At 34.7% G+C, this 21,093-nt stretch carries 21 protein-coding genes and 1 other annotated feature; of the genes, 5 read left to right on the plus strand and 16 right to left on the minus strand.

Annotation, left to right across the window (positions count from 1 at the left end):
• Nucleotides 1–71: 71 nt before the first annotated feature.
• Nucleotides 72–1,091, minus strand: a complete 1,020-nt coding sequence (locus tag HYQ40_04205; protein ID MBZ6526968.1) for a YdcF family protein — start codon at nt 1,089–1,091, stop codon at nt 72–74.
• A 233-nt stretch (nt 1,092–1,324) separates the two neighbouring features.
• Here HYQ40_04205 and HYQ40_04210 point away from each other — a divergent pair, with 233 nt between their 5' ends.
• Together HYQ40_04210 and HYQ40_04215 are read left to right on the plus strand one after the other, a co-directional pair.
• Complete coding sequence (locus HYQ40_04210; GenBank protein MBZ6526969.1) at nt 1,325–2,038, plus strand: YebC/PmpR family DNA-binding transcriptional regulator; 714 nt, start codon at nt 1,325–1,327, stop codon at nt 2,036–2,038.
• A gap of 29 nt (nt 2,039–2,067) precedes the next feature.
• Nucleotides 2,068–2,538, plus strand: coding sequence for a glutathione peroxidase (locus HYQ40_04215; GenBank protein MBZ6526970.1), 471 nt, complete (start codon nt 2,068–2,070; stop codon nt 2,536–2,538).
• A gap of 51 nt (nt 2,539–2,589) precedes the next feature.
• On the opposite strand, the gene HYQ40_04220 is transcribed toward HYQ40_04215, so the two are convergent.
• The 6 genes from HYQ40_04220 to HYQ40_04245 form a co-directional block, all read right to left on the minus strand.
• Nucleotides 2,590–3,231 carry a CBS domain-containing protein gene (locus HYQ40_04220; GenBank protein ID MBZ6526971.1) on the minus strand — a complete coding sequence of 214 codons (642 nt, stop codon included), beginning with the start codon at nt 3,229–3,231 and terminating at the stop codon, nt 2,590–2,592.
• A gap of 2 nt (nt 3,232–3,233) precedes the next feature.
• The gene (locus tag HYQ40_04225; GenBank protein MBZ6526972.1) at nt 3,234–3,938 is read right to left on the minus strand and encodes an ABC transporter ATP-binding protein; all 705 of its coding nucleotides are present in this window, start codon (nt 3,936–3,938) and stop codon (nt 3,234–3,236) included.
• Nucleotides 3,938–4,714 (minus strand): ABC transporter ATP-binding protein, encoded by a 777-nt coding sequence (locus HYQ40_04230; GenBank protein MBZ6526973.1) that lies wholly within the window; start codon nt 4,712–4,714, stop codon nt 3,938–3,940. Before HYQ40_04230 ends, HYQ40_04225 begins: the two co-directional genes overlap by 1 nt.
• Nucleotides 4,711–5,682: a branched-chain amino acid ABC transporter permease gene (locus HYQ40_04235; protein MBZ6526974.1), complete on the minus strand. Its 972-nt coding sequence runs from the start codon at nt 5,680–5,682 to the stop codon at nt 4,711–4,713. The genes HYQ40_04230 and HYQ40_04235 overlap by 4 nt, the downstream gene beginning before the upstream one ends.
• 8 nt (nt 5,683–5,690) lie before the next feature.
• On the minus strand, nt 5,691–6,569 hold the full coding sequence (locus tag HYQ40_04240; GenBank protein ID MBZ6526975.1) for a branched-chain amino acid ABC transporter permease: 879 nt from the start codon (nt 6,567–6,569) through the stop codon (nt 5,691–5,693).
• Nucleotides 6,570–6,851: 282 nt separating this feature from the next.
• Nucleotides 6,852–8,015, minus strand: coding sequence for an ABC transporter substrate-binding protein (locus HYQ40_04245; protein MBZ6526976.1), 1,164 nt, complete (start codon nt 8,013–8,015; stop codon nt 6,852–6,854).
• A gap of 487 nt (nt 8,016–8,502) precedes the next feature.
• Between HYQ40_04245 and HYQ40_04250 the strand changes: the two genes are divergently transcribed.
• Complete coding sequence (locus HYQ40_04250) at nt 8,503–9,474, plus strand: L-lactate dehydrogenase (GenBank protein MBZ6526977.1); 972 nt, start codon at nt 8,503–8,505, stop codon at nt 9,472–9,474.
• A 627-nt stretch (nt 9,475–10,101) separates the two neighbouring features.
• Here HYQ40_04250 and HYQ40_04255 read toward each other — a convergent pair.
• The 4 genes from HYQ40_04255 to HYQ40_04270 form a co-directional block, all read right to left on the minus strand.
• Nucleotides 10,102–11,271, minus strand: a complete 1,170-nt coding sequence (locus tag HYQ40_04255) for an ABC transporter substrate-binding protein (GenBank protein ID MBZ6526978.1) — start codon at nt 11,269–11,271, stop codon at nt 10,102–10,104.
• A gap of 223 nt (nt 11,272–11,494) precedes the next feature.
• The gene (locus HYQ40_04260; GenBank protein MBZ6526979.1) at nt 11,495–12,340 is read right to left on the minus strand and encodes an aldo/keto reductase; all 846 of its coding nucleotides are present in this window, start codon (nt 12,338–12,340) and stop codon (nt 11,495–11,497) included.
• 3 nt (nt 12,341–12,343) lie between these two features.
• Nucleotides 12,344–13,831 (minus strand): hypothetical protein, encoded by a 1,488-nt coding sequence (locus tag HYQ40_04265; protein MBZ6526980.1) that lies wholly within the window; start codon nt 13,829–13,831, stop codon nt 12,344–12,346.
• 70 nt (nt 13,832–13,901) lie between these two features.
• Nucleotides 13,902–14,297, minus strand: coding sequence for a DUF3224 domain-containing protein (locus tag HYQ40_04270; GenBank protein MBZ6526981.1), 396 nt, complete (start codon nt 14,295–14,297; stop codon nt 13,902–13,904).
• A 227-nt stretch (nt 14,298–14,524) separates the two neighbouring features.
• On the opposite strand from HYQ40_04270, the gene HYQ40_04275 reads away from it, so the two are divergent.
• Nucleotides 14,525–16,006: a threonine synthase gene (locus HYQ40_04275; protein ID MBZ6526982.1), complete on the plus strand. Its 1,482-nt coding sequence runs from the start codon at nt 14,525–14,527 to the stop codon at nt 16,004–16,006.
• Between the two features lie 49 nt (nt 16,007–16,055).
• Here the strand turns inward: HYQ40_04275 and HYQ40_04280 are convergent, their stop codons facing one another.
• The 4 genes from HYQ40_04280 to HYQ40_04295 form a co-directional block, all read right to left on the minus strand.
• Nucleotides 16,056–16,805 (minus strand): SDR family oxidoreductase, encoded by a 750-nt coding sequence (locus HYQ40_04280; protein MBZ6526983.1) that lies wholly within the window; start codon nt 16,803–16,805, stop codon nt 16,056–16,058.
• A gap of 22 nt (nt 16,806–16,827) precedes the next feature.
• Complete coding sequence (locus tag HYQ40_04285) at nt 16,828–17,649, minus strand: hypothetical protein (GenBank protein ID MBZ6526984.1); 822 nt, start codon at nt 17,647–17,649, stop codon at nt 16,828–16,830.
• Nucleotides 17,650–17,673: 24 nt separating this feature from the next.
• Complete coding sequence (locus tag HYQ40_04290) at nt 17,674–18,144, minus strand: S-ribosylhomocysteine lyase (protein ID MBZ6526985.1); 471 nt, start codon at nt 18,142–18,144, stop codon at nt 17,674–17,676.
• 147 nt (nt 18,145–18,291) lie between these two features.
• Nucleotides 18,292–18,532 (minus strand) — a binding site (T-box leader).
• A gap of 111 nt (nt 18,533–18,643) precedes the next feature.
• Complete coding sequence (locus HYQ40_04295; protein MBZ6526986.1) at nt 18,644–19,294, minus strand: hypothetical protein; 651 nt, start codon at nt 19,292–19,294, stop codon at nt 18,644–18,646.
• A 137-nt stretch (nt 19,295–19,431) separates the two neighbouring features.
• On the opposite strand from HYQ40_04295, the gene HYQ40_04300 reads away from it, so the two are divergent.
• Nucleotides 19,432–19,944 carry a GNAT family N-acetyltransferase gene (locus HYQ40_04300; protein MBZ6526987.1) on the plus strand — a complete coding sequence of 171 codons (513 nt, stop codon included), beginning with the start codon at nt 19,432–19,434 and terminating at the stop codon, nt 19,942–19,944.
• A 371-nt stretch (nt 19,945–20,315) separates the two neighbouring features.
• Here the strand turns inward: HYQ40_04300 and truA are convergent, their stop codons facing one another.
• Nucleotides 20,316–21,089, minus strand: coding sequence for a tRNA pseudouridine(38-40) synthase TruA (gene truA / locus HYQ40_04305; protein ID MBZ6526988.1), 774 nt, complete (start codon nt 21,087–21,089; stop codon nt 20,316–20,318).
• Nucleotides 21,090–21,093 lie beyond the last annotated feature (4 nt).

A 21,093-nucleotide genomic window follows, 5' to 3' on the forward strand; every position in this document is an offset into this window, starting at 1 on the left:
GTCAAATAAAGGATGTTATATTAGCTTAAATTGCTAATATAACATCCTTTTTCCTTTATATAATACTTCCTTCAGGCAAAACTAGACAATATAAACGTTAAACCAGCATAGATTAAAAAGTAAATTAAAGTATATACGATTAGAAGAATCAGATAGAGTTGGCGTTTAAAGTATAAATAACCAACAAATTCTCGAATAAAAGCATTCAATGTAAAATACCATTTTGTCCGCGACCCAAATCCAATACAATCTAAGCCCGCTTCTTTTGCAATAAGCAATGCTCTAAAGACATGGTAAGCGTTCGTTACAACAGCAAATTTTGCCCTCTTAGAGTCCATCATAGCGTGTGAGAATAGTATATTCTCTTCTGTGTTTGTCGCCTTGTCCTCGAGGATAATTGCCTCTTGAGGTACGCCTTTCTCTATTGCATAGACTGCCATTGCAGATGCCTCAGCTACAACTTCATCTTCACCCTGCCCACCGGTCATAATCAACTTAATCTTCGGATTCTTCTTGTAAAGTTTAATTGCCTTGTCCACTCTACTTGCCAAAAGAGGTGTCACCCTCTTACCATCAAGTCCAGCACCTAAAACAACCAAGTAGTCTAAGTCAGGTTTAGAAAAATGTGCTAAGTTTAATACCATTGTTATCGTATAAAGATTGATAACAACCAAAAAAAAGATAATCAATAGAGTGATATAGACATAAAATGTATTATAAATTGTGTGTTCAGTTAAATCTGAAACGACCGGCCATACAGTAAGATATAAAATCAGCGCAACAGCAAACAACAAAGATAAAAGATTATTAAATCTTAACCCTTCACGCTTTATCAGCATCAAGCCACTATATAAAAATCCACCTATAATAATAAAGGGTCCAATTAAGAAAATGATTAAAGACAGTATTGCCAATATAATGAGCAGTGCTATCTGAGCATTGCTCACTAGTAAATAAAAGATGGACACCCCAATACATAAAACAAATAATAGAAATGATAACCCTAACATTAATCTTCTTGGTTCAGTGTACCAAATGTACATAAGAAAAAAACCTGTAATGCCTGTAGATAGGAACAGTGTTAAAAACATACTTTCACCTACTTAAAATTTTATCGTACTTATATTTTATATACAGCATTATTTTATTATAAATGTTCGTCTAATATTATATCATTGATTCTACTTCGCTTACAAACATACTTGTCATAGTCATATTCTAGGTGTATACTTTTTATTATTATACTCATCAATTTATTATTTAACAATCAGTGTATCTATGGTTATAATGATATAAGATAATTAAAGAAAGAGAAGTGAAGTTAATGGGACGTAAATGGATGAATATCAGAGAAAAGAAAGCAAAACAAGATCAAGACACATCCCGTGTTTATGCAAAATTTGGTATTGAAATTTATGCAGCAGCAAAATCAGGTGAACCTGATCCCGAGTCAAATCAAAAATTAAAATTCGCCATAGAACGTGCTAAGACTTACGATGTTCCAAGACATATTATCGATCGAGCAGTTGATAAAGCGAAAGGGGCTGACGATGAGCAATTCCAAGAGTTACGTTATGAAGGTTTTGGTCCAAGCGGTACAATGGTCATCGTTGATGCTTTAACTAATAATGTTAACCGTACTGCCGGTAATGTCCGTTCTTTATACGGTAAAAATGGTGGAAATATGGGTGTGAGTGGTTCAGTTAGTTATCTTTTTGATAATACTGCTGTCTTTGTTGTAGCTGACCAAGATGCAGAAGAAGTGATGATGGCTCTACTCGAAGCAGATGTTGATGTTCGTGATGTTCAACAACAAGAAGAACAAGTTGTTGTTTATGGTGAACCAACTGATTTTAGTCATATTAAAGAAGCTTTAGAAGCATTCGGTATTGAGAAATTTGATGTAGCTGAACTTGAAATGCTTCCTAAATCCGAAGTATCACTTGGAGAAGATGATTTAGCACAATTTGAAAAACTTATTGACGCACTTGAAGATGACGAAGATGTTCAAAAGGTTTATCATAACGTTGATTTATAAGACAAACTAAATTTTAAAAAGGAGACATTATGCCACTACCAGACTTTTCACTTGTTCGAAGCAATGGTGAACCCTATCGCTTAAATGATTACAATAATCATGTACTGTTGATTGTTAATACAGCTACACAGTGTGGATTAAATAGTCAGTTTGAAGAACTTGAACAACTCTATAAAGATTTTCAAGAAAAAGATTTTACAGTCATTGGCTTTCCGAGCAATCAATTTAAACAAGAAGATCAATCAAATGACTCTATGGCCGAAAATTGTAAAATTAATTTCGGTGTCACTTTTCCGTTGAATGAACTAGTCATAGTAAATGGTAAAAACTCTGAACCCGTCTTCCAATGGTTAAAACAAGAAAAAGGCGGCTTACTCAATAGTGAAATAAAATGGAACTTTACAAAGTTCTTAATTAATCGTCAAGGTGAAGTAGTGAAACGATACCCCCCTACAACAAAACCAGCGAATATCAAGAAAGATATTCAAGACATATTATAAATAAAAAAATGGTGCTCTTTATTAAAATGAGCACCATTTTTTACTTTAAACTTATTTATTAGTTACTGATTTTACTACATAACCACGGTTTTCAATTGATTTTACTAATTCATCAATTTTATTTGAATTAACACTCATAACTATGCGAATCGCGTTTTGCACATGATAGTACACAATCATGTGCGTTAAGTTGTTTTCTGACTCAACAAGTGCGTCTCCAATCTCTTCGATAACACCTTCCTGGTCTTTAGGTAATTCAACGACCAATGTTGTACCCGGCTCACGCGAACCCGAGATATCAACGAACGCTTTAAAGATATCTTTATCAGTTATTACTCCAACTAAGTTATCTTCAGCTAAGACAACCAATACACCTAAATTATTTTCAGCCATAGTTGTTGCTGCTTGATCGAGTAAAGTATCTGGATTAACTGAGAATAACTTTTTAGCCATAATATCTTCAGCAGAAGTCTTCTCTAATAAGTAATTAATCTCGTTTCTACTTAAACTTGTTGCATTAGATGGTAAGTTACGGTTAATTAAATCTTTCGTAACCATACCAACTAGTTTGTTGTTCTTTAATACTGGTAAACGATTAATATCATGTTTACGTAATAAGTCTTGAGCCTCAGTTACAGAAGTCTGAGGTGTAATCGTAATTAATTCTGTTGTCATATAATCTTTTACGTACATTTTTATCCTCCTAAGTATGCTTTTTGAACTTCATCACTCGCTAATAACTCTTCACCAGATCCAGATAACACAACTTTACCTGTCTCAAGTACATAACCTCGTGTTGCTATCTGTAATGCCATATTAGCATTTTGTTCAATTAAAAGCACGGTTGTTCCCTGTTTTTGGATAGATTCAATAATACTAAAGATTTCTTTAATAAAGATTGGCGCTAATCCCATCGAAGGCTCATCTAGTAACAACAATCTAGGTTTGGACATCAGTGCTCGCCCCATTGCAACCATCTGCTGTTCCCCACCTGATAATGTCGCAGCATCTTGTTTTAACCTCTCACTTAAGACTGGGAAACGTTTATACACGTTTTGAAGATCTTCTTCCATCTGATCCTTATCTTTACGTAAGAACGCGCCTAATTCTAAATTCTCTTTTACACTTAGTCCTTTAAATACATGACGGCCTTCAGGTACTTGAGAAATACCGGCTTGAACAATCTTTTTAGGTGAAAACTTCTCTAAATTCTTACCTTCATATTCAATTGACCCACCTGATGCTTTAACTAAGCCAGAAATAGTTCTAAGAATCGTTGATTTACCAGCACCATTGGCACCGATTAAGGTAACAATTTCACCTTCGTTTACTTCAAAGCTAACATTACGCACCGCATTAATCATGCCGTAATTTACTTGGAGATTATTTACTTTTAACATTAACTATCCCCTCCTAAATATGCACGAACAACATCTTCATTTGACTGAATTTCTTTAGGTGTTCCTTCTGCAATCAAACGACCATACTCTAGTACATAAATTCTTTGACAAATATCCATAACTAATGACATATCATGCTCAATTAACACAATTGTCAACCCAAATTGCTCACGAATCTGCGCAATCAATGAAGTTAAATCAGCAGTTTCATTAGGGTTCATTCCTGCAGCCGGCTCATCTAAGAATAATATCTTTGGATTCGTTGCTAAGGCACGAACTATCTCTAATCGACGCTGTTGTCCATAAGCTAAATTTCTAGCTTTATCATTCGCGTGTTTTGCTAAGTTAAAAATTGATAACAGTTCAAATGCTTTTTCTCGCATTTGTTTTTCTGTTTGATAGTAAGCAGATGTTCTAAAAATACTTGAAATCACTGAATTGCCATTTTCACGATGCATCGCAACTTGAACATTCTCAAGTACAGTCATATCTGGGAATAAACGAATATTTTGGAATGTTCTAGCTAAGCCCATTCCATTAATCTTATCCGGTCTCTTACCATTCAGTTCTTTCATTTCGCCATCAACTTTTAAGTTAATTGTCCCTTCAGTAGGTTTATAAACACCTGTTAGAAGGTTGAAAAACGTTGTTTTACCTGCTCCGTTTGGACCAATTAATCCGACTAATTCACCTTCGTTTAGTTCTAATGAAACATTCGATACGGCTGCTAATCCACCGAAGTTTTTCGTTAATTTATTGACTTCTAATAGACTCATGAAATGGCCTCCTTATCTTCACGTCCAACTAATTTATTTACAATACTACCAAACTTAAACTCCCATGTTCCTAATAATCCACCTGGACGGAAAATCATAATTAGAACTAAAGCTAACGCATAAATTACCATACGTAATTGTCCGTAATCTTGTAAGACTAAGTTAAGTAAACCAAGTAAAATTGCTGCGATAAATGTACCAGTGTAACTACCGATACCACCAAATACTACAATAATTAAGACGTCAATCGATCGGTTAAATGTGTAGTCACTCGGAGTAACAATTCCAATAAATGTTGCTTGTAATGATCCACCAATCGCAGCAGTCATTGCCCCAATAACAAATGCCATTACTTTATATTTTGTAACGCTAACTCCCATTGCTTCTGCGGCAATTTCGTTTTGATTGATTGCTAATGTTGCTCGCCCACTACTACTATACGTGTAACAAACAATCACTGCCACAATAATAATTAAGAAAATATAAACTAAATCCCATGTTGTTACTAATGGAATACCACTAATCCCAGCAGGACCATTTGTAATATCACGTAAGTTATTAATTAAAACCCGGATAATTTCACTTACCCCTAGGGTTGCGATGGCTAAGTAGTCTCCTTTAAGTCTTAATGTTGGAACACCAACAAGCAAGGCAATAACCATCGCTATTACCATTCCAACAGCAATACCAACAAATAAACCAACAGTACTGTTATCCATCTCTTTAGTAAAAATCGCAGCTGAGTATGCTCCAATTGCAATAAAACCAGCATGTCCTAATGAGAATTGACCTGCAACTCCTAAAATTAGGTTTAATCCAGCTGCATAAATAATATTCAACATAATAGTCATTAATGTAATTCGGTAGAATGGATTAATAACTCCTGTAGAAGTTAGGAAAAAGATAGCCGCAAAGCCAAATAGCGCTAGCGCTAACCACGATATACTTCGTAAATGTATTCTCTGCATGTTCTCACCTAAACTTTCTCTTTAACGTTCTTACCAAATAATCCCGAAGGAAGTACTAGTAAGATAACAATTAATAAACCATAAACTACTGCGTCTTTATACATTGATCCACCCATAAAGGTTACGATTGTTTCTAGAATACCAATGACATATCCACCAACCATTGCCCCTGGAATCGACCCTACTCCACCAACAACGGCGGCAACAAAGGCTTTAAGTCCTAACGCAGTCCCCATACCTGGTGAGATTGAATTATAATATACCCCAACTAGGACACCAGCAATACCTGCAAGTCCTGAACCTAATGCGAATGTAAATGAAATAACACGGTTTACATCAATTCCCATTAATTGTGATGCTTCTGCGTCTACCGCAACAGCTCGCATCGCTTTTCCCATCTTTGACCGTTGAACAATAGTATAAAGTATAATCATTAAAATCATTGTAATCACAAATACTAATATTTGCTTAGAGTTAATAACAATATTACCTACACGATAAATCGTTGTCTCAAGAGGAGATGGAAATGCCCTAACTTCTGGACCTAAGAAATAAATCATTATATTCTGTAGAAAATAAGACACTCCAATAGCCGTAATTAATGAAGCAACACGAGTTGAATTACGTAAAGGCTTATATGCAACACGTTCAATAACGACTCCTAAAATTGCACAAAATAACATAGCAACAAACATTGCTAAAAATAAGTTCATCTCTAGAACTGTGACTAAGAAGTACCCAACAAAGGCACCCATCATAAAAATATCGGCATGTGCAAAGTTAATTAGTTTAATCGTACCATATACCATCGTATAACCTAGGGCCATCAATGCGTATATACTACCTAAAGCAACACCATTTACTAGTTGCTGCAAAAATAGTTGCATAATAAAAATCCTTTCTTGTTAAAATTTAATAATTTATAAGAGTATAATATAGACTTTCTAATATTACAACCGATTTTCTTAAAATAATTAGTGTTTCTCTAATAAAAGAGCCTTTATTTTAGAAGAAAACGTTTTATCTATATTTGTTAAGATAGTATTTGATTGATAATTTCTGAAAATCATTAGATATGTTTGGTTTTAATCTTTTTCTAATAAAAAAAGCTGTAAGCTAATAACAAAGCTTGTTAATAGCTTACAGCATTATGACTTTATTATATGCTGTTACTCATCAACACTAACAGCTTCTACATTTTCAACTTCACCGTTTGTTAATTTCAACATTAGAACTTCTTTAACTGGGTTATGTTCTTCATCAATTGAGAATGTTCCTGTTAAACCATCAAACTCTTCAGTTGCTGCAATAGCATCTGTTATTGCTTGAGGGTCAACTGATCCTGCACGCTCAACTGCATCTAATAATAACATTGTCGCATCGTAAGCTAATACCGCAAACTGATCGGCTTCTTTACCATATTCAGCTTCATAAGCTGCTAAGAATGCTTGTAAATCTTCATCTTCACTTAAAGGAGAGAAATGTGAAGTATAGTAAACATCATTAACATTGCTTGCTCCTGCTAATTCAACTAACGTTTGGTTACCAAGGCCATCTGCACCAAGAATCGGTTGAGTAATACCTAACTCACGCGCTTGTTTGATTAATAAACCAATTTCAGTATAGTATCCGGGCACATAAAGTACGTCAAATTCTTGTGATAATAATGAAGTTAACGACGCTGTAAAGTCAGTATCTCCAGATTGGAATGACTCAGTCGCAACAACTTGTCCACCTAATGCTTCAAACGAGTCTGAGAACGCTTGTTGTAATCCTGTTGCATAATCTGTTGATTGATCGACGAATAGTGCAGCATTTTGTGCACCTAATTCGTTACTCGCATATGTTGCAGCTGCACGTCCTTGGACTGCATCTTCAAACGGTACACGGAATAAATACTCAAAAACATCACCATTGTCATCTAATGTCATACCATTACCAGTTGCGGCAGGTAAAATTGCTGGAATCCCTGCTTCTTGGATAACTGGAATCTGTGCGCTAGAATCCCCTGTAGTTGCTGGCCCTACAATTCCTACAACACCTTCAGATACAAGACGCTGAGCAACTGATGCAGATTCAGTTAAATTTGATGTATTATCATACTCAATATATTCTACATCGCCACCTAAAAGACCACCATTTTCATTCACTTGTTTAATTGCAAATTTTGTTGCTTCTGACATAGGCGTACCATATGCGGCAGCATCTCCAGTTAATTCGTAGTTACCACCAATTTTTACAGTATCTTGTGCAGAGACTTGACCTGCTCCTAATAAACTCGAACCGACAGCTAAACCTGTTAATAACGACAACGCTAATTTTCTTAATTTCATTATTTGTTCCTCCTAAGGAATAATTTGTCAACAAAAAACCTGACCTAGAACTTTTATCTAGGTCAGGTCTGCTCGTCCACTAATCGAAAAGCGTAAACGTAAACCCATCCTAGACTTTAATCTATGCGGGCATCAAAATACCTCAGCACCTCATAGACACAAACGATAAATTTCCGTGTTTGCATCTACTTAGTTTAGACACAAACACTATCTAATGATAATGCTGATAATAACTTCTTGATTGTTTAATACACTTTTTTTCATAATGAATCCCTCTTGTCTTTTGTTGTTAAATATATATTAAACAATATATGAGAGAAAGTCAACATGTATTTTAATTTGATTCTCATCTTAGATTCATTTTTTAGTGTCATTTGATATATTTCACTCATATAGTATACTTTAATTTAATTATTTCTTTATATAATCATTCATTCATGTTTAAATAAGAATATGATTAAAATCTTAAATACAAGGAGTTTTACTAATGAAATCACAAAAATTAGCTATTATCGGTGTAGGACACGTAGGTGAACATGTTTTGGCTTACGCAAGTTCTTCTGATTTGTTCGCAGAAATTGTTGTTGTGGATACTCGACAAAATATTGCTTTCGGAGAAGCACTCGATCAAGTTCATGCGACTGGTTTATTATCAAGACACAACGTGAACATCTACTCCTCGACTGATTATAATGATGTACGCGATGCTGATGTCATTATAGTTGCTGCTACTCACGTGTATCCACATGGTGAGGTGCCTGCCGACCGTCAAGAGTTGATAACTAACAATGCTTCAATAATCCGCTCTATTATGAAGAATATTAGTGAAGTAACACAAGACGCTATTATTATTTTTATTACGAATCCTGCTGATACGGTTATTTATATGGCAGCTAATGAATTTGCATATCCTAAAGAACGCATGATGAGTACTGGTTGTATGCTTGATTCTGCCAGACTACGTTATATCATTGGTAAGCATTACGGCGTTGATCCGAAATCAGTGAGTGGTTACATGATGGGTGAGCATGGTTATAGTGCTGTTCCTATTCTAAGTCGTTTAAGTATCGCTGGAATTCCTTATGAAGAATTATCTGAATACTATCCTAATATTGAACCTTTAAAAGTTGAAGAGATACAAGAAAAAGTTGTTCAAGCTGCTTATGAAGTTTTTGATAACAAAGTGGGTGTTACAAACGCTGCAGTTGCTCAATCATCAATTGAGTTAGCTCGTGCTATTCTATTAGACGAGCATTCAATTTATCCTGTAAGTACGCCATTATTGGATGGGGAATATAATACAGACCACCCGGTAGCTTTCAGTACTCCTACGATTGTTACACGCCAAGGTTGGACAAAACGTTTTGAGGTTTCTTTAAACGAGTGGGAAACAGAGAAATTAAATGAATCAGCGGCAAGTATCCGTGCTTCAATTGATTTAGCTGAATCTTTATTATAAAACCATACTTTTAAGCTGAGATATTCCAATCTCAGCTTTTTTACTTGATCTTTTTGCTGTGAGTGTGTGTCATTGCGTTTACAGCTTATTTCAAATGAGTATGTGATAACTACGGAGTTGACTGAACTTGAGCCAAATGGGTAGGCGATATGTCTAGAGTTCGCCCAACTTGCGCCAAATGGCAGTTCGATATGTCTCAAGTTCTCCGAACTCAAACTTTATCAGAGCAAATAGAATTCAAGTTCAGCCAACTTAAACTTTATTGGAGCGGATAGAATTAAAATCATATTATTCACTTCAATTTAGTCGTGAAAAGAATCAATGTTAGATAGTTAATTCATATTGGAGGGTAACGGTAAATTCATGTGAGGCGTCAAAGAAGAACTACCGCATTAGAAACCGTGTTAACGATAGTGACCTACGGGTTTAATAGGTAGGGTAGCCGTAAGCTCTCATGTTTAATGCGGGAGTATTTGACTTGAGAGCTGAAGACGGTCTCGCATCAAAATGAATTTATCGTTACCACGGAAATATGCGAAACACTCATACACAGTAGTAAAATAGTTAATTTTCACCATATAAAAAGCAGAAGAGCTGAGCTCTTCTGCTTATATTATTTTGTCAGACTTATTCTGCAGTAACATTTTCTGCTGAAGCGATTTCTCCGTCTTGCAATTCAATCATAACCGCTGGTTTGACTGGGTTATGGTTTTCATCAATAGCAAAGGTACCTGTTACACCAGCAAACTCAGTTGTTTCTGCAATTGCATCTGTAATAGCTTGAGGATCCGTTGAACCACTACGTTCAATAGCATCTATAATTAACATTGCCGCATCATAACCAAGTGCATTCCAAGTACCGCCTTCTTTACCGAACTTAGCTTCAAATGCAGTAAGGAAATTTTGAACGGATTCTTCTTCACTTTCATTTGAGAAGTGATCAGTATAATAAACGTCACGCGCATTTTCAGCTCCAGCAAGTTCTACTAATACCTCACTTGAAAATCCATCTGGTCCGATAATAGGTTGTTCAATACCCATCTCACGTGCTTGCTTAATAATTAATCCTGCTTCTGTATAGTAAGCTGGGATATAAATAACATCAAAATCTTGTGACATAGCTGTTGTTAAAATAGCTGAGAAATCTGTATCTCCAGCAGTGAATGAATCTTCACTCACTATTGTTCCACCATGACTCTCAAATTCAATATTAAAATTGTCTGCTAATCCACGAGAATAATCTGATGATTGATCGACCAAGACTAGTGCGTTCGTTGCAGCTAAATTTTCAGCCGCAAATGCCGCTCCAGCACTTCCTTGATACGAATTATTAAAACATACTCTAAAGAAATACTCTAAAACATCACCAGCAGAATCGAATGTAATATCATCATCTGTTGCTGATGGTGATACCATAGGGATGTTTGCCTCACTAAAGATAGGCAACTGAGCTTGGGTATTACCTGTCGTAGCTGGTCCAACAACTCCGACTACACCATCTGAAACAAGTCTTTGAGCCACTGATGCAGATTCTGTCACATCGCTTTGGTTATCATAACTGACAATTTCTAACTGTTGCCCATCTAATACGCCACCATTTTCATTGATTTCTTCAACAGCTAATTCTAATCCCTCTAGCATTTGTGTACCATAAGAAGCAGCTTCACCTGATAATTCATAGTTAGCCCCAATTTTAACAGTATCTTGCGCTAATACGGGTGTTGATGAGAAAAGTGCCGATGCAATTGTCATGCCCGCAATAAGTTGTTTACCAATTCGTTTAATTTTAATATTCATATTCATGTTTTCCTCCAGTTTTTATAAGTTTTACCTTCCGGCAGGCTCAGTAATAACAGGCCTGCCACCATTAATCGACTATCGTTATCTAATTGCAAATTACTTTCTAAAGCACCCATTATTCCCTCCCCCTTCTTATAATAAACATATATATAGTATATATTATACAAAAAAATGAGAAATAGCAAGGCTATTTCTCATTTTTTTTTAATATTCAGTTTGTTTAATGATTTTTTGTATCTGGATTAGTCGGTTCGACAATCCCTTCTACTTGATCTAAAGTAGCTATATCTTGCTCTGTCAGTTTAAAGTCAAAAATATCTAAATTAGCTTTAATATTTTTTGGTGTCTCTGATTTTGGTAGTGGCAAGAAGCCTTTTGCAAGCGACCAATGTAAAGCCACTTGTGCTGGTGATTTACCTTCATAATGACTCGCCACTTCTATCACTGTTGCATCTTTGAATGCAGTTCCGTGTCCTAAGGGGCTATAAGCCTCAACTAAAATTTCTTTATCATTACAAAAATCAACAACTTCTTTTTCTTCCCAGCCGGGTGCTAATCTTATTTGATTAACCGCTGGCACAACTTGAGCAGTTTCAAGTATTGCTTCTAAATGATGAACATAAAAGTTTGATACACCTATTGATCGTACTTTACCTAACTTTCGTAATTCTTCTAAACCTCTCCACACTTTTTTATTTCGTTCTTTCCAACCATCATTTTCTCTAACCGCTTTAGGATTTGGCCAATGTATCAGAACTAAATCAATGTAGTCTACTTTTAGCTTTTCTAAGGATTCATCAATGGAAGATAAAGTGTCCTCGTATGTATGGATATTATTCCAGACTTTGGTTGTAAGATAGATAGTTTTGCGATCAATCCCTGAATCCTTAATCGCATCACCAATACTATTTTCATTACCGTAAATCTGTGCCGTATCGATATGACGGTAACCTGCTTTTAATGCTTCACTTACAGCATTATATGTAGCTTCACCTTCTTCAATCTGCCACGTTCCAAAACCGATTGCTGGGATTTTATGTCCATCATTTAATGTCATGCTTTCAATCATTCATGCATCCTCCACCTTTTTCACATTATCTAAGTGTACTTTAATATGTTTTATAAAATGTTTGAGTACTTCTACCCGTGCGTATTTTTTTCGATTCGTAGCTATCGTATACCAAGGAGCATTTGATGTGTTGGTACGATCCAACATTTCTTCCATCGCATTCACATAATTATCCCATTGTTTCCGATTACGCCAATCATCTTCAGTTATTTTATAGTTTTTAGAGGGTTCTTCTTGGCGATCTTCAAATCGTTGTTCTTGCTCATCCTCATCAATATACATAAAGAATTTCATCACAATGGAACCGTGATCTGTAAGAACCTTTTCGGTATGATTGATTTCATCATAAGCACGTTCCCATTCTGACTCAGAAGCAAATCCTTCCACTCGTTCAACAAGAACACGCCCATACCAAGTACGATCAAAGATAACCATGTCTCCATCTTTTGGAAATTTATTCCAAAATCTCCATAAATAATGATAAGTATTTTCTAATTCCGTTGGTGCTTTAATTCCATAAATACGGTAACTTCGGGGATCAATATGACGAGTTAGGCGTTGTATCGCTCCGCCTTTTCCTGCTGCATCAACACCTTCAAATGCTGTTATAATTGCAATACCTTTTGTAAAGCACTCATAGACTAAATCGGCTGCTTCTTTTTGTAAATCCTCTAATACATTATCGTACTCTTTATCTGATATAGTCTTCGTCAAATCATACTGTTCTAATTGAGCTTCTTCTAATTGGTAGTTACGATTAGACATATTAGTCCGCTCTCGTGCTAATGAAACACGTTCAATTCCAGATGTGATTTCTTCGATTGTTATTCCAAGAACTGTTTTAGCTGCTAACTTACGGTCTACACCATTAATAATATTCCAGGGACTTTCTGGAACATCTGTTTTCTTTAGTACTTTATCGAACCAGTCTAAATAATCATCATAGTGTTTATTTTGTTCATAATCATTATCTGACAATAAAAACTGTCGAAACTTAGATTCCTCTAAAGCAGCTATATTTTCGCTTTGAGTATCCTTTTGAATATGCAGAAAAAACTTAATAACAATTGTGCCGTCATCTAATAACATATGTTCTAGATTTAATAATTCTTCTGTTCTTTGTTTTAGCTTATCATCTGATCGTTCATCTTTATTGAATACTTGAGAGTAAAAACTTTGATCAAAAACAACCATCTCTTCGTGATTTGGTATTTTTTGCCAAAAACGCCAGACGCTTGGATGGAGATAGTCAATATCTGTACGTGAATCAAATAATTCAACTTTTACATATCGAGGATCTAATTCCCGTGTTAAATCATTGATAATATCCCCTTTTCCCGAACTTTCCCAACCATCTATTAAAATAAGTACAGGTATTTTTAATCGTTGGACAATCCGCTGTAGTTTATCGATTTCTTCACCTAAGTTAGAACGTTTAAAATTATCATAGCGATCATCAACATCATCGAAATTATAATTTTTTAACATATTTTCACTCTCCCTTTCAATATAATACAAACTTGAGATAAGATTATGATTGAATTTGTGCCTTTAGTGTCTATAACTCAATATCAAAATTCACTTCATAAACGCTTTCGGTAAGTAGCCCGTCATAGTCATATCGCCCAACAAGCATACTTAATTCTTCACTAGCATCGATGATTCTACCATTGATTTTTAAAATATCATTTTGAGTCCGTCCATCTTCCTGTGCGGTAAATGAACCTGACTTACCATCAATTGTTCCTTGAAACTCAGCGAATCCACGGATTAATTCTGGAGTTACATCCTCTTCAGATTGATGTATTAAATAATTCGCTTCAATCGTTCCAGTAATCTCTTTACTTCTAATTTCATAACTTACATTCCAAACAGTAATGGTTTTATTTTCATTATTAGTAGGTATACTTTGTTTAAAGTCTCTTTTTATTTTTCCTGTGGTTGACACTAACATGGCACTCATCCTTTCTTATTTCGTATAGTTTAGCATTATTCCACACTGAGTTCTAATAATACTCACTAATTATCAAATCAATCTCTATCAGACTTGATACTGATTGCAAATCGGAGAATTATTGGTTGTTTAAATAGATCTTTCTGTTTATAATTTAATTAATCATTGCTGAATGCAAACTTCTTCAGTATAATTTGATTGATATAAAATGAGAAAAAGGTGAGAATATGAATTATAAAAGTACCCGTAACTCGGAAAACATCGTAACACCCTCTCAAGCTATACTGCAAGGTCTTGCGACTGATGGTGGGTTATATGTTCCAGAATCATTCCCTAAATTTGACTTAGATTGGGATAAACTTAGCCAATTTACTTATCAAGAAATGGCACAGTTTATTTTAAAACCATTCCTATCTGATTTCTCAGATGACCAATTAGATCGTTGTATAGAACTAGCATACGATAATAAATTTGATACGGAAGCAATCGCTCCAGTTGTTGAAATCGATAATCATTACCACTTAGAACTATTCCATGGTTCTACGATTGCTTTTAAAGATATGGCATTATCAATCTTGCCATACTTGATGAAAACCTCAGCTGAAATTAATCATAATAATAATGAAATTGTTATATTAACAGCGACATCAGGTGATACTGGTAAAGCTGCTATGGCTGGTTTTTCAGATGTTCCTGGAACGAAAATCATTGTTTTCTATCCTAAAGGTGGAGTGAGCTCCATTCAAGAACAACAGATGTTGACTCAAACAGGTGAGAATACTCATGTTGTATCGATTGTTGGAAACTTTGATGACGCTCAAACTGAAGTTAAGAATTTATTCAACGACATCGTTTTGCGTGACGAACTCCAATCGTATAATAGTCAATTTTCATCAGCAAACTCTATGAATATTGGCCGTCTTGTTCCACAAATAGTATATTATTTTTACGCATATGCTCAACTTGTAAAACAAGGTAAAGTCAAAGCAGGTAGTGATATTGATTTTAGTGTTCCTACTGGAAACTTTGGTAATATATTAGCTGGCTACTATGCTAAACGTTCTGGCTTACCTATCGGTAAATTACTATGTGCTTCAAATGACAACAAAGTGTTGTATGATTTCTTCCAACAAGGTGAGTATAATCGTCAACGCGAATTTATCTTAACAATTTCTCCGTCAATGGACATTATTGTCTCTAGTAATCTAGAACGACTTGTTTTCCACGCGGTTGGAGAAGACAGTGCACGATTAAGCGAATTAATGAATCAGTTATCTCAAGATGGTCGTTATGCTCTGACAGATAATGAACGATCTCATTTTTCAAACTTCTTATCCGATTATGTTACTGAGGATGAAACGAAAGAAGAAATTAATTATGTATATAAACAAACTAACTACATTATGGATACACATACTGCGGTTGCATCTAAAGCTTGGAGAAATTTAAATCAACAAGGGCTTACAACAAATCCAACAATTATTGTCTCAACAGCAAGTCCATATAAGTTTCCAGAAGCCGTGTTATCTGCCCTTGGTGTTGAAGCTGAGTCCTTGAATGATAATGAGTTGCTGACTCAACTAAACAATCTATCTAAAGTACCCTTCCCACCAGCGATTGATGGTCTACTTGATGCAACAAGACTGCATGACACAACGATTGAAGTGTCAGAAATGCGTGAATTTGTTCAAAATGTTGCAAAAAAATAAATTATTTAAAAAGAGTTAAGGATACAATTAGATGTCCTTAACTCCTTTTTTAATGCATTGTCATACCGCCTGTTACATTAATTGCTTGACCTGTCATATAGGCTGATTCATCTTGGGTTAGAAACTCAACAACACCTGCAACATCCTCCGGTTGCGCTGTTCGACCAAGTGGTACTTGTGAACTATCTTCTGCATAAACTTCCTCAGCAGTCATCCCTCTTAACTTACCGCCATCTATTCGTTCACGGTGTTTCATTGGCGTTTCAACAATACCAGGACATACTGCATTCACTAATATGTTATGAGTTGCTAATTCAATTGCAGCAGTCTTAGTTAAACCGATTAAAGCATGCTTAGATGCAACATAGGCACTTAATCCTCTGTAGCCATTTTTACCGGCTTGAGAAGCGATATTAATAATTCTTCCCGATCGATTATTTTCGATTATTTGCCTAGCAAAGACTTTTGATAATTGACAGACAGCAAAAACATTTATATCAAAAATATCTTTCCAATCACTTAACTCACTCTCTACTAGAAAGTCCATTCTAGAAATACCGGCACTATTTATAATTACATCCGGTACACCGTGTGTATTAACAATGAATTGACTCCAATTCTTAAACTCTGTAAAGTGAGTTAAATTGAATAATTCTTGAAATTCTTTCTCATTACGACTAGCTTGAGTATGTTCTATATCAACATTGATAACTCGATGTCCTTTCTCTAGAAACCGTTTCACACATGCTTGTCCAATTCCTGAATTCCCACCGGTTACTAACACTAACTTCTCTGGCACTTCTTTGACCTCCTAACTAAATTTATTCTTTTTCTACATCAAATACTGGTACTAATGAATTTCCATAGTGTTCAGTAATAAAGTTCGCAACATTCTGTTGTTGATATGCTTCTACTACTTGTTGGTAAACTTCGCTCTCTTTATCCTCAGTTCTTGAAACAATAATATTTATATAAGGTTTCAAATCTTCTGCTTCTGGATCGATTTCTAACGCGAAAATTGCGTCATTTACTGGATCGATACCAAAGTCAATCGCCAAATCACTATTCGTAATTCCAGCTGCTACATCAACTAATGCTTGTGGAATAATAGCTGGATCTGTTTCTACTATGTCTAAATTTAACGGATTATCAATAATATCAATAATTTCTGGTAAGTGTCCTTTACTCTCATCCACCGTAATTAAACCTGCTCGATCTAAAACAATTAATGCTCTTCCCATATTTGTTGCATTGTTTGGAATTAGTATTGTATCATTCTCTTTTAATTCAGATATATCAGAAATATTTTCCGAAAAAATATTCATTGGACTAATATAAGTATTGCCAACAACTGAAAAATCATAGCCTTTATCGCTTATCTCTTGTTCTAAGAAAGCATTATGCTGAAAAGCAGTAATATCTAAATCACCTTCTGCTAGCGCTTGATTGGTGAAAATACCATCATTGAAACTAATTAACTCTATCTCGATATCATCACCTAAATTCTCTTGAACTTTTTCCCATATCGCATTATTTGAATCCCCAATAACACCCACCTTTACTGTAGTTTGAGCACTAGCAAAGACTGGACAAAGGATTGTAAAGGCAAATAGTACAACGATAATTTTTTTGATAATTTTCATAATATAGTTTCTCCTTCTTTGGCTTTAATAAGAAAATGTTAAATCTGTTACTTCATTTAAAACGTTATAATAGTTTTCACTAAAGTATCGTGCCATTGGCAGATTTTGGTCTAAAAAATTACCACAATCATGTGCAGATGCACCTGGTATCTCTCCTTCAAATTCAGAAATATATTTAAATGTTTTCTTTAATAAATTTAAAACACCTTTTGGTTCTACTTTGTCTGTTAAGATTAAATAAAATCCAGTACGACATCCCATTGGTCCGAAATAAATAACTTCATCCTTAAACTCAGGATCATTACGTAAATACGTTGCAGCAATATGTTCGATAGTATGTATTTCGGCTGTATTCAATACTGGTTCATAATTTGGAGCAACAAATCGTAAATCATATGACTTAAGAGTTTGTCCACCCACTTTGTCTTCTCTTGATAAATATAGACCAGGATTCAATGTTAAATGGTTTACTGTAAAACTTGCAATTTTATCCATATATCTTATTCCCCTTTTCTTTGTTTAGGCGTGTTTGGTTCATTAAGTGTTTATATTGTTTTACTGGCCAGTAATTTCAATATATTTAGATAGAATATCTTTCCATAAAAAAATACCCATCCCTTTATTTATCAATTACTTGATAAACAAAGGGACGGATACTTCCGTGTTACCACCCAAATTTATATTTGTTTTACAACAAATACCTCATCAATTCCATATTAAATTCATGAAACTTGGCAATATAACGGTTGCTTTCCGTTTAAATAGCGTTAACCACTTAAATACTCAGAGCTCATCTTCACTGTCTCAATAATTGTACCCTTTCTCACCATCCGGGCTCTCTTGACCATATTTCAACAGTTACTCTTCTCTTCAATGTAATATTATAAGATTAATATAAATCTAATGTTTAATGAATATTATCATCATTTTATAATATAGTCAACTGTTTTTAAATAAAAACCCTTAGAGACAAATTCTCTAAGGGTCTGATAATCTATGCTTTAGTTTTTTCTTCTTTAACCCACGTATCTATTGTTTCGATTTCTTTAACAATATATGCGTGTAGCGCTGTGTTTAACTCTTCAAATCCCGCGATTTCTCGTATTGGAGTAAAATCATTCACTAATTCACTCATGAATGCTTCTAATAACCCATCTTTTAAATCAAGTGATTTATTAATAATAGTATGTAAGCTACCAATTAATTGATAACGGCTTCCAATTAATTCCCCAAAATCATTCGACTTATCACGTTCTTTAATTAATACGACACGTCCTAAATAATAATCATAGAAAGCGATATAAGTTTTACCATTAAAGTAATAGTTTAATAAAACTTCACAGTCAGACAAAGAGAAGTCTTTCTTGCGCTTTAAACTAAGAGTATCATCTACAGATTTATTTACTGTAGAGAAAATATCTTTGGCAATACTTTCTTCATTTGTTAAATCAGAAGCAATGTCCTCAATATTAAATAAAGGTGTATTCCAAACAGATTCACGACGGCTAAAACGGAAGAAGTATTTATAATAATCGTGTAATAAGTAGCTACGACGACGAATGTTATAAACGATGTATTTTTGTGCTGAATCTTCCACATATTCAGATGCTAAACGGATTGCTTGACTCTCAGTAATATATTGCATTAATTTCTCTCCTTAATTATACTAATAATTAGTTATACCTATGATACCATTTTATAATTATCAATTGAATGCTTAAATGGTTAGTTTTGCTTATATTATTTTCAAAACTTACCACAAAAATAGAAATGAGGGTAATAATGTATATTAGACAAACAAAAACAAGTGAAATTCCAGAGGTTATAAAGATTATAGACTATGGTCGACAACTACAAAGAAAGAATGGGAATAATATTCAGTGGCCTCCACATTACCCTGTTGTGAGTGATATTGAAAAAGATATAGCGAATAATTTTAGCTATGTATGTGTGATTGACAATGATGATGATACTGATCTACCAGCAGAAAGTATCGTAGCTACGATGTGCATTCAAGAAGGTGATGACCCGACATATCAAATGATTGATGGTGCATGGTTGAATGATTTTCCTTATGTAACTATCCATCGAATTGCTTCAAACCAACAAGTTAAAGGCGCAGGAAGCTTTTGTATGCAGTATGTTCTGGATAACTATGATAATGTAAAAATAGATACACATGAGAAAAACTCGTCTATGATTGCATTGATTCAAAAGTTTGGTTTCGAACATTGTGGAGAAATTACGATTGCTGATGGTACACCACGTGTAGTTTTTCAGTACTCAAAACATTAATATCTACCTCTTAACTTGAATAAAAAGTTAAGAGGTTTTATTATGACTGATGTTGTATGTAAGCGTATGTACTTTAAACGCTTATTCCCGTGAGAACTGTTCGGTCACCAAAACTGTTGGACTGACTTCAGCAATTAACGACGGCTAACGCCTTGTTAAAGAATTTCTGATTTGGTTGACTACAGATTCTTTATGTCGCTTTCAGTTCTACGGACTCTTGTGCGTCAAATCATTTTTTTACTCCGGTACTTCACTGAAAACGTTCTGACATCACAGTAAATTTATCGATGTAACGGAAATATGTAACCCTCTGATACTAATATAATGACAGAAAAAACCTACAAGCGAATGCTCATAGGTTGTTGTTTTAATTATTTAAATGGATCTACTTCGTAGTCGACGCGCATTAAGAATAAACCATTTGGTGGGGCTGTTGGCCCTGCTTCATTACGGTCTTTTACATCCAACAAACGTTGCATCTCACTCACAGGTTTTAACCCATCTCCAATTTGAAGAAGAGTACCTACAAGAATTCGAACCATATTGTACAGGAAACCTTTCCCATAAAATCGAAATACTAATTCGTTTTCTACTTCATCTATCCAAGCTTCCGCTTCTAAGACATGACGAACTTTATTCTCGATTTCAGTCTTAGTAGAACAGAAACTTGAGAAATCATGTTCTCCAATTATGATATTTAGTGCATCTTGGATACGTCCTAAGTCAAAAGAGTAGGGATGATGTGTCGTATACAATCGTTTAAATGGATCAGGAAAATCATTTATATCTACGCGATATTGATATTCTTTACCAATCGCATGATACCTCGCATGAAATCCGTCTGATACTTGAGCTACATCGATGATTCTAATAGACTGGTCTAAGATACTGTTTAATGCTTTTCGCATCGAATTAGGCTGTATTTTTGCCGGATAATCAACATGTACTACTTGTCCAAGTGCATGAACTCCAGAGTCCGTTCTTCCTGACGTTGAATTTTTAATTAACTCACCTGGTTTAGACTTAGCCATTAAATGTAATGCTTTTTGTAACGATTCCTGAATGGATAGTCCATTGGGTTGTATTTGGTAGCCGACATAGTTAGTGCCATCATATTGAATTTTTAATGCATAACGTGTCGTCATTTAC

This window comes from Aerococcaceae bacterium DSM 111021 (assembly GCA_020112395.1).
In the GTDB taxonomy this organism is placed as follows: domain Bacteria; phylum Bacillota; class Bacilli; order Lactobacillales; family Aerococcaceae; genus Ruoffia.